General features: G+C 73.5%; 1 protein-coding gene. It reads right to left on the reverse strand.

What is annotated here, in order from left to right:
• Nucleotides 1–23 precede the first annotated feature (23 nt).
• A complete protein-coding gene (locus F9C12_RS05095) occupies nucleotides 24–14,606 on the reverse strand; it encodes a type I polyketide synthase (RefSeq protein ID WP_409464963.1) in 14,583 nt (4,860 codons plus the stop codon).
• Nucleotides 14,607–14,623 lie beyond the last annotated feature (17 nt).

Raw genomic sequence — 14,623 nt, forward strand, 5'->3', positions numbered from 1 at the left:
TGACGTCGACAAGCCCGCAGCACCTAGTCGGACAGGCCCAGTTCCTTGTCGAGAAACTCGAACACCTCGTCGGGCGTCGCCGAGCCGAGTTCGACATCGCCGTCCTCGGCTTCCGCTCCGCCCCGCTTCGTGATCCACGCCGACAGGATCGTCTGCAGCCGGCGCGTGATCCGGTCCTCCATCTCCTGCCCCGCCGCCGGTTTCGCCAGCGCCGCCTCCAGCCGGTCCAGCTCGTCCAGCACCGGGGCCCCGGCCGCGTCGTCGCCGACGAGCCCGGTCCGCAGCCAGGCGGCCACCGCCACCGGGGTGGGGTAGTCGAAAATCAACGTAGTCGGGACCCGCAGCCCGGTGGCGGTGTTCAACCTGTTCCGGATCTCCACCGCGGTCAGGGAATCGAAGCCGAGTTCCTTGAACGCCTGGCTCGCCTGCACCGCGTCCGCCGACGGGTGGCCGAGCACCGCCGCGGCCTCCGCGCGCACCAGATCGGTGAGCAGCCGTTCCTGGTCGGCCCGTTCGAGCCCCGCCAGCCGCCCGGCGAGGTCGCCCGCCTCCGGCGCGGCCGCGGCCGGAGCGGCGGCCAGCTGCCGCACCTCGGGCAGGTCCCGCACCAGCGGGCTCCGCGCCAGGCCGGCCAGCTGGCTCCAGTCCACGTCCATCACCGTCACCACGGCGTCGGACCCGTCGATCGATTCGCCCAGCGCCCGCACCGCCAGGCGCGGATCCATCGCGGGCATCGGCAGCCGCTTCATCCGGCTCTTGATCGCGTCCTTGGACTCGGCGAGGCCGCCGCCGCCCCACAGGCCCCACGCCACCGACAGGCCGCTGAGGCCCCGCGCGCGCCGGTTCTCCGCCACCGCGTCCAGGCAGGCGTTCGCCGCCGCGTAGTTGCCCTGCCCGGCCGAGCCCAGCGTCGAAGCCGCCGAGGAGAACAGCACGAACGCGTCCAGATCCAGTCCGGCGGTCAGCTCGTCCAGGTGGCCCGCGCTGGCGGCCTTGGCCGAGAGGACCTTCTCGAAGCGCTCGGCGGAGAGCCGGTCGAGCACGCCGTCGTCGAGCACGCCGGCGGTGTGCATCACCGAGGACAGCTCCGGTCCGGTGCGCCCGATCCAGTCGAGCACCCCGGCGACCTCGGCCCGCTCGCCGACGTCGCAGGTCAGCACGTCCACCCGGCTGCCCTGTTCGGCCAGTCCCGCCGCCTGCGCCGCGATGCCCGCGGCCGAGGAGCCGGACCGGCTGGTGAGCACGAGCCGCTCGGCGTCGCGTTCGGCCAGCCATTGCGAGACGTGCCCGGCGATCGCGCCGGTGCCGCCGGTGATCAGCACGCTGCCGCGCGGCCGCCACGAGGACCCGCCTCGCCGCGGGCGCCCGGCCCGCGCTATCCGCCGGCCGAGCACCCCGGACCGGCGGAGGGCGACCTGGTCCTCCTCGCCGCCGGCCAGCACCGCGGCCAGCCGCGCACCCGCCCGCTCGTCGATCTCGGCGGGCAGGTCGAGCAGCCCGCCCCAGCGGTCCGGGTGTTCGAGCCCGACGACCCGGCCCAGCCCCCACACCTGCGCCTGCACGACGCCCGACGGCGCCTCGCCGGGCGCGGCCGCGATCGCCTGGCTGGTCGCCACCCACAGCGGCGCGAGCACCCCGGCGTCGCCCAGCGCCTGCACCAGGCCCAGCGTGGCGGCGAGTCCGGCGGCCACCACCGGATGGTCCGGCAGCGGAGCTTCGTCGAGCGCCAGCAGCGAGAGCACCCCGGCGACCGGCGCGCCGTCGACAGCCCGGTCGAGCACCGGCGAAAGCTCGTGCCGGGCGGAGCGCCCGGCGGGGATCTCCGCGACCACGACCTCGGCGCCCCGTGCGGCCAGCGCCGCGGCGCAGTCCCTCCGCAGCGTCTCGGCGAAGCCGCCTTCGGGGACGACGAGCAGCCAAGTCCCGTTCAGCAGCACGGGGTCGGGTTCCGGCAGGGGCGCCCACCACATGCGGTAACGCCAGCTCGCGGTCACCGACTGCTCCTGGTCCCGCCGCCGCCAGGACGCCAGCGCGGGCAGCACCGCGCCGAACTGCTCCTGGTCCTCCAGCGCCAGGGTGTCGGCGATCCGGGCCAGGTCGCCGCCCTCCACCGCCGCCCAGAACTCGGCTTCGGCCTGCGAACCGTCGCCGCCGCGCACCGCGCCGGCGGCCGGTGCCCCGGTCGGCCAGTAGCGGTCGTGCCGGAAGGCGTAGGTGGGCAAGGCGATCCGGTCCGCGGCCGGGAGCACCGCGGTCCAGTCCACCCTGGCTCCGGTGACATGCGCCTGCGCCAGCGAGGCGAGCATCCTGGCCGCGCCGCCGTCGTCGCGACGCAGCGTCGCGCACACCGCGGCCGGTTCGGTGCCGGAAGCGGCGGCCGCGGCGGCTTCCTCCAGCGTGTCGGTCGTCGCGCCGAGCAGCACCGGATGCGGGCTTGCCTCGACGAACAGCTGGTGTCCCTCGTCGGCCAGCGTCCGCACCGCACGGTCGAACCGCACGGTGGCGCGGAGGCTCGCGTACCAATACCCGGCGTCGAGTTCTTCGCCGGTCAAGGTTTCGCCGGTCATCGCCGACACCATCGGCACCCGGCCCCGCCGCGGCTCGATCCCGGCCAGCACCGCACGGATCTCGTCTTCCAGCCGTTCCACCTGCGCGGAGTGCGAGGCGTAATCGACGTCGACCGTCTTGGCGCGCACGCCCTCGGCGTCGAGTTCGTCCTTCAGTTCCGCGAGCGCTTCGGGAGTGCCGGAGACGACCACGGCGGCCGGGCCGTTGACCGCGGCCAGCGCGAGTTGCTCTCCCCAGCGGGAGATCCGCTGCTCGACCGCCGCGGCGGGCAGCGTCACCGACAGCATCCCGCCCGCGCCCGCGAGCGCTTTCAGCGACTTCGAGCGCAGCGCGACGACCCGCGCACCGTCCTCGAGGGACAACATCCCCGCGACCGTCGCCGCCGCGATCTCGCCCTGCGAATGCCCGACCACCGCGTCCGGCGCCACTCCGGCCGCTTCCCACACCGCGGCCAGCGAGACCATCACCGCCCACAGCGCGGGCTGCACCAGGTCCGCGGTGCGCAGTTCGCCGGAGAGCACCTCCGTCAAGTTCCAGTCGGCGAACGGCGCCAGTGCCCGCTCGCATTCGGCGAGCCGGGCCGCGAAGACCGGGCTGGCCTCCGCCAGTTCCCGGCCCATGCCCGCCCACTGGGAACCCTGGCCGGGGAAGACGAACGTCACCGCGCCGCCGGGGCGGGCCGTTCCGGTCACCACCGAGCCGGCGGCGCCTCCGGTCGCCAGCCCGTGCAGTCCGGCCAGCAGTTCCGTCCGGTCCTCGCCGAGGACGACGGCACGGTGCGCGAACGCCGAGCGGGTGGTCGCCAGCGACCACGCCACGTCGGCGGGGTCGGTCTCCGGATGCGCGGCCGCCCATTCGCGCAGCCGGGCCGCCTGTCCGGCGAGGCCGTCGGCGGAGCGGCCGGACACCAGCCAGGCGCCGGGCCCGCGCAGCAGGGGCTCGGCCTCCGGACGCGGTCCGGCGTCCTCCGGCGGGGCCTCCTCGAGGATGAGGTGCGCGTTGGTGCCGCTGATGCCGAACGAGGAAACGCCGGCCCTGCGCGGCTTCCCGCCGGAAGGCCAGGCCACCGGTTCGGCGAGCAGCGCGACCTGCCCGGCCGTCCAGTCGATGTGCGAGGACGGCTCGGCCGCGTGCAGGGTTTTCGGCAGCTGCTCGTGTTCCAGCGCCAGCAGCATCTTCATCACGCCCGCCACGCCGGCCGCGGCCTGGGTGTGGCCGATGTTCGACTTCACCGAACCCAGCCACAACGGGCGGTCGCGGTCTTGGCCGTAGGCGGCCAGCAACGCCTGCGCTTCGATCGGGTCGCCGAGTTTCGTGCCGGTGCCGTGCGCCTCCACCGCGTCCACTTCGGACGGCGAAAGGCCGGCGCTCGCCAGCGCGGCGCGGATGACCCGCTGCTGGGACGGGCCGTTCGGCGCCGTCAACCCGTTCGAGGCCCCGTCCTGGTTCACCGCGGAACCCCGGACCAGCGCCAGCACCGGATGCCCGTTGCGCCGCGCGTCGGAAAGCCGCTCCACCACCAGCATGCCGACGCCCTCGGCCATGCCCATGCCGTCGGCCGACTCGGCGAACGCCTTCGACCGGCCGTCTGCCGCGAGGCCGCGCGCCTGCGAGAAGGCGACGAACCCGTCCGGGCTGGCCATGATCGTGGCCCCGCCGGCCAGCGCCAGGGAGCACTCCCCCGCGCTCAGCGCCTTCGCCGCCATATGCAGCGCGACCAGCGACGAGGAACACGCGGTGTCCATGGTGACCGCCGGGCCTTCCAACCCGAAGAAGTACGACAGGCGGCCGGAAAGGACGCTGGTCGCGTTGCCGGTCATCAGGTGGCTTTCGGCGCCCTCGAACTCCGCGCTGCCGTCCAGGCCCGCCGCCGCGTAACCCGAGCCGTAGCCGCCGACGAAGGCGCCGGTCTGGCTGCCGGAGAGGCTCGCCGGGTCGATGCCGGAGCGTTCGAACGCCTCCCAGGACACCTCCAGCAGCAGCCGCTGCTGCGGGTCCATCGCCAGCGCCTCGCGCGGGCTGATCCCGAAGAACCCGGCGTCGAACCCGGTGACGTCGCGGACGAAACCGCCTTCCTTGGTGTAGGTGGTCCCGGCCTGCTCGGACTCCGGGTCGTAGAGCTCGTCCACCGGCCAGCCCCGGTCGGCCGGGAAGGATTCGATCGCGTCCCCGCCGGAGGACAGCAGCTCCCACAGCTCCTCCGGGCTGGCCGCGCCGCCGGGGAACCGGCAGGCCATGCCGACGATCGCGATCGGCTCGTCCGGTCCGGCCCGCCGCGGCTCCGGGGCAGGCGCGACGGCGGGCAGGTCGCCGGTCAGCTCGCCGCGCAGCGCAAGGGCCAGCGCGGCGGGCGTGGGGTGGTCGAAGATCAGCGTGGCGGGCAGCCGCAGGCCGGTTTCGGCTCGGAGCCGGTTCCGCAGCTCCACCGCGGTCAGCGAGTCGAAGCCCAGATCGGTGAACGCGCGGTCGGCGCCGATCGAAGCCGCCGAGACGTGCCCGAGCACCGCGGCCACGTGCGCCAGCACCAGCTGCCGCAGCATCCGGTCGCGTTCCTGGCGAGTAGCCGCGGCCAGCCGCTTGCGCAGGGAGTCGCTGTCCGCGGCCGGGGCCGAAGCAGCGGTGCGCCGCGCGGGAGCACCGGCCAGCGCCCGCCACAACGGCGGGACGTCGGGGCCGCGCAGGGCCGCCACGTCCAGGCGGACCGGGACGAGCACGGCGTCTTCGGTGGCCAGCGCCGCGTCCATCACCGCGAGACCCTCGTCGGCGCCGAGGGCGGTGACGCCGGAGCGGCTGATCCGCGACAACGACTGTTCGCCGAGGTCGCGGCCGATGCCCGCCTCGTGCACCCACGGGCCCCAGGCCAGCGAAGTGCCGGGCAGGCCCGCTGCGCGGCGGTGTCCGGCGAGCGCGTCGAGGAAGGTGTTGGCGGCGACGTAGTTGCCCTGCCCCGGCGCGCCGAAGGTCGCCGCGGCCGAGGAGAACAGCACGAACCGCCGCAGGTCCAGGTGCCGGGTGAGGTCGTGCAGGTGCCAGGCGGCGTCGGCCTTCGGGCGCAGGACCGCGGACAGCCGGTCGGCGGTGAGCCCGGCGACCAGGCCGTCGTCGATGATCCCGGCGGCGTGGAAGACCTCGCCGAGCGGGCAGTCCTCTCCGACGGTGTCCAGCAGCGCGGCCAACGCGTCGCGGTCGGCCGCGTCGCACACGACGATCCGGACCGCGGCGCCCAGTTCCGCCAGCTGCGCGGCGCGGGCGGCCGCTCCGCCGGCGGCCGGGCCGGACCGGCTGGTCAGCAGCACTTCCTGGGCGCGGCCGGTGCGCACCAGATGCTGCGCGACCAGGCCGCCGAGGGTGCCGGTGCCGCCGGTGACCAGCAGCGAACGGGGGCTGTCGGGGCCCGCCTCGGGTCGTTCAACCGCCATCGCGTTGCCAGACGAACGGACCACGCGGCGTCCGAAGGCGCCGTTCTCCCGCAACGCCAGCTCCGGTTCCTCTCCGCCGAGCACGCCGGGGAGCGCGGCGATCCCGGCGTTTCCGGCGGGCAGATCCACGAGAACGAACCGGCCGGGGTTCTCCGCCTGTGCCGAACGCAGCAGCCCGCGGACAGCAGCGGCGGCGAGATCGGCCACGGCCTCGCCCGGGGCGGCCGCGGCGCCGGACCGGGTGACCACCACCAGCCGCGCCGCGTCCAGGCGCGGTTCCTCCAGCCAGTCCTTGACCAGTTCGAGCGCCGCCGCGGCGGCGGTGTGCGCGGCCTCGGGCATCGAGCCCGCCCCGGCGACGCTGGCGAGCACGATCGAAGGAACGGGGTCCGCGGCCGCCAGTGCGGCGAGGTCCGGGCAAGTCCGCACCGGGAGGCCCGCGGCGGCCAGTTCGTCGGCCAGGCCGAAGGGGTCGTCGCCGAGCACCGCCCAGGCGCCGGCCGGGATCGCGGCTTCGGCGGCCGGGATCCACTGTTCGGCGAACAACAGGCCGGACGAAACCGGTTCGGCGACCGCGGGCGCGGACACCGGACGGCTGGTCAACGAATCCACCGTGACCACCAGAGCACCGGCGGGGTCGACGGCGACCAGCGAAAGATCGCCGCGCCGCGTGCGCCCGACTTTGGCGCGCAGCACCGAAGCGCCCTCGGCGTGGAGTTCGACGCCGGTCCACGCGAACGGCATCCGGACCTCGTCGCCGGAGTCCTCCAGCAGCGCGGCGTGCAGGGCGGCGTCGAGCAACGCCGGGTGCAGGCCGAACTGATCCGCTTGGCCCGCCACCGGCTCCGGCAGCTCGATCTCGGCGAACACGTCCTCGCCGCGCCGCCATGCCGCGCGCAGGCCGTGGAAGGCCGGACCGTACACATCGGACAGTTTCGCGGCGTAAAAACCGTCGACGGCCAACGCGGTCGCGTCCGCGGGCGGCCAGACGGCGAAGTCCTCCGGCGCCGCGGACGGGGCGGACGCAGCGGCCAGCAGGCCGGTGGCGTGGCGGGTCCACTCCGCCGCGGAACCGTCCGGGCGGGAGAAGATCTCCAGGCTCTCGCGGTCCGCGGAGACGACGACCTGGATCCGCACCGCACCGCCGTCGGCGGGCAAAACCAGCGGGGCCTGCAAGGTCAGTTCTTCCACCTTGCCGCGGCCCACCTGGTCGCCCGCGCGCACGGCCAGCTCGGCGAATCCGGTGCCGGGGAACAGGATCACGCCGCCGACGGCGTGGTCGGCCAGCCACGGCTGAGCGCGGGTGGAGAGCCGGCCGGAGCACACCGTCGCGCCGTCGGGGAGTTCCATCGCCGCGCCGAGCAGCGGGTGCCCGACCTCGGACAACCCCAGCGCGGCCGGGTCCGTGCCGCCGCGGGGCGAGAGCGAAAGCATGCCCCGCGGCCAGAACCGCTCGTGCTGGAAGGCGTAGGTGGGCAGCTCGACCCGGTTCCCGGCGGGCAGCACCTTCGTCCAGTCGACGGCCACGCCGTGCACGAAAGCCTCGGCGAACGACGTGAGCAGCCGGACCGCGCCGCCGTCGTCGCGCTGCAAGGTGCCGCAGACCGGGGCGGTTCCCGACGCGTCGTCGGCCAGTTCGTCCAGGGTGTCGTTCATCGCGCCGAGCAGCACCGGGTGCGGGGTCACCTCGATGAACATCCGGTTCCCGCCACCCGCGACGGTCCGGATCGCCCGGTCGAACATCACCGGCGCACGCAGACTCTCGTACCAATACCCGGCGTCGAGTTCCTCGCCGGTCAGGGTTTCTCCGGACATCGCCGACACCATCGGCACCCGGCCCTTGCGCGGCTCAATCCCCCCCAGCACCGCACGAATCTCGCCTTCCAGGCTCTCCACCTGCGCACAATGCGACGCGTAATCCACCGCCACCATCCGCGCCCGGATGCTTTCAGCGTCCAATTCGGACTTCAACTCGGCCAACGCCTGCGGCTCACCCGACACCACCACCGCAGCCGGACCATTCACCGCCGCCAGCGACAGCCGATCACCCCACCGGCCCAGCCGTTCCTCCACCTCGGCGGCAGCGGCACTCACCGACAACATGCCGCCCAAACCAGCCAACGCCTTCAACGACTTCGACCGCAGCGCAACAACCCGCGCACCATCCTCAAGGGACAACATCCCGGCAACCGTCGCCGCCGCGATCTCGCCCTGCGAATGCCCGACCACCGCCTCCGGCCGCACCCCAGCCGCTTCCCAGACGGCGGCCAGCGAGACCATCACCGCCCACAACGCAGGCTGCACCCGATCCGCCGAGGTCAGCTCCTCGGCCAGCACCTCCGACAGCTTCCAGTCCACAAAGGACTCCAACGCCCGCTCGCACTCCGCCAGCTGCGCCGCGAACACCGCACTCGACCGCGCAAGGTCGCGCCCCATCCCGACCCACTGCGAACCCTGACCGGCGAACACGAACACCGGACGCACCCCAGTCCGCGCCGACCCGGTCACCACCGCACCCGACGGCGAACCCGCCGCCAGATCCGTCAGACCGGCGCCGTCGCCGATCACCACGGCGCGGTGTTCGAACACCGACCGGGTCGTCGCCAGCGACCAGGCCACGTCCTCCGGGCGCGTTTCCCGTCCGGTCAGCCAGTCGTCCAGGCGACGCGCCTGTGCGGCGAGCGCCGGCTCGGTCCGGCCGGACAGCACCAGCGCACCCGCGCCGGACACCACCGGAACCGTCGCGTCCTCCGGTTCGGCCGGAATCACGGCCGGCGCGTCCTCCAGGATGACGTGCGCGTTGGTGCCGCTCATCCCGAACGACGACACGCCCGCGCGGCGCGGGCGACCGTCGGCCGGCCACGGCGCGTTCTCGGTCAGGAGGCGGACGTCGCCCGCCGTCCAGTCCACATGCGACGAAGGCGTCTCGGCGTGCAGCGTGCGCGGAATCTCGTTGTTCCGCAACGCCAGCACCATCTTGATCACCCCGGCCACACCGGCCGCCGCTTGGGTGTGGCCGATGTTCGACTTCACCGAACCCAGCCACAGCGGACGATCCCGGTCCTGGCCGTACGTCGCCAACACGGCCTGCGCCTCGATCGGGTCGCCCAGCGTCGTTCCCGTTCCGTGCGCCTCCACGACGTCCACATCGGACACCGTCAGCCCGGCATCGGCCAGCGCCGCCCGGATCACCCGCTGCTGCGAAGGACCGTTCGGCGCCGTCAACCCGTTCGACGCGCCGTCCTGGTTCACCGCGGAACCGGCCACTACAGCCAGAATCGGGTGCCCGTTGCGCTGCGCGTCGGAAAGCCGCTCCAGCACCAGCACGCCCGCGCCTTCGGCCCAGCCGGTGCCGTCCGCGTCGTCGGAGAACGCCCGGCACCGTCCGTCGGCGGAAAGGCCCTGCTGGCGCGAGAAGTCGATGAACATGCCCGGGGTCGCCATCACCGTGACGCCGCCGGCCAGCGCCAGCGAGCATTCGCCGGAGCGCACCGCTTGCGCGGCCAGGTGCAGGGCGACCAGCGACGACGAGCACGCGGTGTCGACGGTGACCGCGGGGCCTTCCAGGCCGAGGGCGTAGGAGATCCGGCCGGACAGCACGCTGGTGGCGTTGCCGGTCAGGCTGTGCGCTTCGACGCCGCTTTCGGTGGCCAGGTTGAGGCCGTAGCCGGAGATGTAGCCGCCCGCGAAGACGCCGGTGGCGCTGCCCTTGAGCTTCGCCGGGTCGATCCCCGCGCGCTCCAGCGCCTCCCACGAGGTCTCCAGCAGAAGCCGCTGCTGCGGGTCCATCGCCAGCGCCTCGCGCGGGCTGATCCCGAAGAACCCGGCGTCGAACCCGGCGGCGTCGGCGACGAAAGCGCCTTGCGCCACATAGGAAGTGCCCGCGCTGTCCCGGTCGGCGTCGAACACGCTGTCGAGGTCCCAGCCGCGGTCGGCGGGGAAGTCCCCCACCGTGTCCGTGCCGGAGGCCAGCATCTCCCAGAACTCCTCCGGAGTGCTGGAACCGCCGGGGAACCGGCACGCCATGCCGACGATCGCCATCGGCTCGCCGTCCGGCGACACGGCGGCGGGCGCGACGGCGCCGATTCCCGGGTGCTCGCCGAGCAGTTCGGTCCGCAGGAACGCGGCCAGCGCTTCCGGGGTCGGGTAGTCGAACACCGCCGTCGCGGGCAGCCGCTCGCCGGTCGCCGCCCCCAGCCGGTTGCGCAGTTCGACGGAAGTCAGCGAGTCGAACCCGAGGTCTTTGAACGCCCGCCGCTGCTCGATCGCGTCCGCCGAGGCGTGGCCGAGCACGATCGCCGCTTCGGCGCGGACCAGGCCGGTGAGCAGTTCGTCCTGGTCGGCGGGGCTCAGCCCGGTCAGCCGCCGCACGAGTTCGCCGGTGGCGGGCGGCTGCGCGGCGACGGCGGGAAGACGCCGGATCTCCGGCAGGTCCCGCAGCAACGGCGCGGTCCGCAGTTCGGCCGGGAGCTCGGCCACGTCGATGTCGAGCACGGTCTGCACCGGTTCGGCCCCGCGCAGCGCCTCGCCGAGGGCGCGGACCGCGAGCTGCGGCTCCATCGGCCGCATGCCGCCGCGGCTGGTCCGGGTGCGCGCGGCCGCGCTGGAATCGGCGAAACCGCCGCCCGCCCACGCGCCCCACGCCACGGCCAGCGCCGGCAGTCCCCGCGCCCGGCGATGCTCCGCCAGCGCGTCCAAGTACGCGTTCGCGGCCGCGTAGTTGCCCTGTCCCGCCGCGCCGAGGGTCGAGGCGGCCGAGGAGAACAGCACGAACTCGTCCACATCCAGCTCGGCGGTGACCTCGTCCAGCAATGCCGCGCCGCGGGCTTTCACGTCCAGCACGGCGGCCAGCCGCGCGGGCGACAGGTGGTCGAGCACGCCGTCGTCGAGCGCCCCGGCGGTGTGCAGCACGGTGCTCAGCTCGGGGCCGATCCATCCGGCCACCGCGGCCAGCGCCGCGCGGTCGGTCACGTCGCAGGCCAGCACGTCCACCCGCGCGCCGTGCCCGGCCAGCTCGGCGACCAGCGCCGCGACTCCGGCGGCCGGGCCGGAACGGCTGGTGAGCACCAGCCGGCGCGCGTCGTTTTCGGCCAGCCAGCGGGACACGTGCCCGGCGAGCGCGCCGGTGCCGCCGGTGAGCCACACGTCGCCACGCGGCGTCCACGGCTCGCGCGAAACGCGTGCGGCGCGCACGAGACGGCGGCCCAGCACCCCGCCGTCGCGGAGCACGACTTCGCGCTCAACGCCCCCGGCGAGCACCGAAACCAGCCGCGCGGCCGCGCGCTCGTCCATTATCTCCGGCAGGTCGACCAGCCCGCCCCAGCGTTCCGGATGCTCCAGGCCGACAACCCGGCCCAGGCCCCAAGCCTGCGCCTGCACCGGATTCGCCGCACCGTCCGCCATCGCACCGCGCGTGGCCACCCACAGCGGCGCGCCGACCTCAGCCATCGCCTGGACGAGCCCGAGGGTCGCGGCCAGTCCCCCGGAGACGGAGGGCAGTCCGGGCAGCGGGTTCTCGTCCAGCGCGAGCAACGACAGCACGCCCGCCGGCGCGGAGTCCAGCAGCGCGCCGAGCGCGTCCCGCGCCACGACACCGGCGGGGACTTCGATCACCTCGACCTCAGCTCCCGCGGCCGACAGCGCGTCGGCATAGGGCCGCGTGCCGACGCTCTCCGGCGCGACAAGCAGCCAGCGTCCGGAAAGAGCCGCCGGAGCGGGCTCGGGCAGCGCGGTCCACTCGGTGCGGTAGCGCCAGTCGGCGATGGCCGAGCGGTCCTGTTTCCGGCGCCGCCAGGACGCCAGCGCGGGCAGGAGCACGTCGAGGTGCCGCTGGTCGTCAGGCCGGTCGTCGAGGTCGAGTTCCCCGGCGAGCCAGTCCAGATCGCCTTCGTCCACCGCGGTCCAGAACTCGGTGTCAGCGGCGGCCGACGGCGTCAGGGAGATGATGCCGTCGGGCCAGTAACGCTGGTGCTGGAAGGCATACGTCGGCAGCTGCACGCGGTTTCCCTGGGGAATCAGCGCGCTCCAGTCCACGTGTGCACCGTGCACGAACGCCTGTGCCAGCCCGGCGATCAGACCGGTGCCGTCCTTGCGCTGCAACGGCACGAACACCGCACCGGCCGGACCCAGCGCGGACAGCGAACCGTCCGGGCCGACCTCCAAGAACACCGACACCCCTTGCGCGACAAGAGACTCCACCGCATCCCCGAACCGCACCGGGCGACGCGTCTGCGCAGGCCAATACTCAGCCTCGCACTCCGTCAGCACTTCACCGGTCAACGCACCCGCCCACAACACTTCCGGACGCTCATAGGTGAGCCCCTCGGCCACCTCGCGCAGTTCCGCCAGCACCGGATCCATCGCCGCGGAATGGAACGCATGACTCACCCGCAACCGCCGAACCCGGCGCCCGCGCTCCTTCCACAACACGACAAGCTGATCGACCGCCTCGGCCTCGCCGGAAACCACCACCGACTCCGGACCGTTCACCGCCGCGATCGACATGCCGTCGATCAGCGTTTCGGCCACCTCGGCCTCCGACGCGTTGACCGCCGCCATCGCACCACCCACCGGCAACGCCTGCATCAACCGCGCACGCGCCGCCACCAACCGACACGCATCCGACAGAGACAACACACCAGCCGCAAACGCCGCAGCCACCTCACCGACCGAATGCCCCACCACCGCATCCGCACCAACACCCGCCGCCCGCAACACCTCGAACAACGCCACCTCGAACGCGAACAACCCCGCCTGCGCATACAAAGTCTGATCACTGCCCGGCGTCTCCGAATCCAGAACCACATCCCGAACCGAAACACCCAACTCCAGCTCCAACAGACCCGAAACCCGGTCAAACACCTCCGCAAACACCGGACTCGACTCATACAAACCACGGCCCATGCCCGCCCACTGCGAACCCTGACCCGCAAACACCAAACCCACCCGAACACCCGGATCAGCAACCCCGGACACCACCGAACCCGACGACACTCCCCCGATCAGGCTGTCCAGCCCACCCGCCAAATCCTCGCCCAGCACCACGGCCCGGTGCTCGAACACCGACCGCGTAGTAGCCAGCGACCACCCGACATCCACCGGATCCAACCCACGCCCAACGACCCACTCGCGCAACCGCCGAGCCTGCGCGGCCAGCCCTTCCGCGCTGCGGCCCGAAAGCACCCACGCGGTCGGCTGGTCTGTCCCGGCCGCTTCGACGGGCTCCTCCGCCGGAGCCTCCTCGACGATGACGTGCGCGTTGGTCCCGCTGATGCCGAACGCCGACACCCCCGCGCGCCGGACCCGCTCGCCCCGCTCCCACGCCACGTTCTCCGTCAGCAGCTCGACCTGACCGGCCGTCCAGTCCACATGGGACGAAGGAGTCCCGGCGTGCAACGTCCGCGGAAGCTCGCTGTGCTGAAGGGCGAGCACCGCCTTGATCAGCCCCGCGATCCCAGCCGCGGCCTGCGTGTGCCCGATGTTCGACTTCACCGAACCCAGCCACAGCGGGTCCCGCCCGGCCCGTTCCTGTCCGTAGGTCGCGAGCAACGCCTGCGCCTCGATCGGATCACCGAGCTTCGTCCCGGTGCCGTGCGCTTCCACCACGTCCACTTCGGACGCCGACAACCCGGCATTCGCCAACGCCGCCCGGATCACCCGCTGCTGCGAAGGACCATTCGGGGCCGTCAACCCATTCGACGCACCGTCCTGATTCACCGCCGAACCCCGCACCACCGCCAAAACCCGATGGCCGAGCCGCTGCGCCTCCGACAGCCGCTCCACCACCAGCACCCCGGCGCCCTCGGCCCAGCCAGTGCCGTCCGCGTCCTCGGAGAACGCCCGGCACCGCCCGTCCGCGGACAGTCCTTGCTGTCGGGAGAACTCGACGAACGTCCCCGGCGACGGCATCACCGTGACCCCGCCGACCAGCGCCAGCGAGCACTCTCCCGACCGGACCGCATACGCGGCCAAGTGCAAAGCCACCAGTGACGACGAACACGCCGTGTCGATCGTGACCGCGGGCCCTTCCAGACCGAGCGCATAGGACACCCGCCCGGACAGCACGCTGGTCGAGTTGCCGGTCATCAGGTGGCTTTCGACGCCCGAATCCGCTTGGCCCGAAAGGGAAACGCCGATGCCGTACCCCGAGGCGAAGGCCCCCGCGAAGACACCCGTGGCGGTGCCCTTGAGCGAGGCGGGGTCGATCCCGGCGCGCTCCAGCGCCTCCCACGAGGTCTCCAGCAGCAGCCGCTGCTGCGGGTCCATCGCCAGCGCCTCGCGCGGGCTGATCCCGAAGAAGCCGGCGTCGAATTCCGTGGCGTCGCGCAGGAACGCGCCCTGCGCCACGTAGGAGGTGCCCTCGTGCGCCGGGTCCGGGTCGTAGACGCTGTCGAGGTCCCAGCCGCGGTCGGTCGGAAAGCCGCCGACCGCGTCGGTCCCGGCCGACAGCAGGTCCCAGAACTCCTCCGGCGTGGTCACCCCGCCGGGGAAGCGGCAGGCGATGCCGACGACGGCGAGCGGTTCGCCGGCTCGTTCCCGGACCTCGCGCAGCCGCGCCCGCGCGTCTTGCGCGTCCGCGATGGCCCGCTTCAGGTAACTCCGCAGTTTGTCGTCAGACACGGTCAGCCCCTAGCCAG

The sequence above is a fragment of the Amycolatopsis sp. GA6-003 genome (assembly GCF_046267895.1).
Taxonomy (GTDB): domain Bacteria; phylum Actinomycetota; class Actinomycetes; order Mycobacteriales; family Pseudonocardiaceae; genus Amycolatopsis.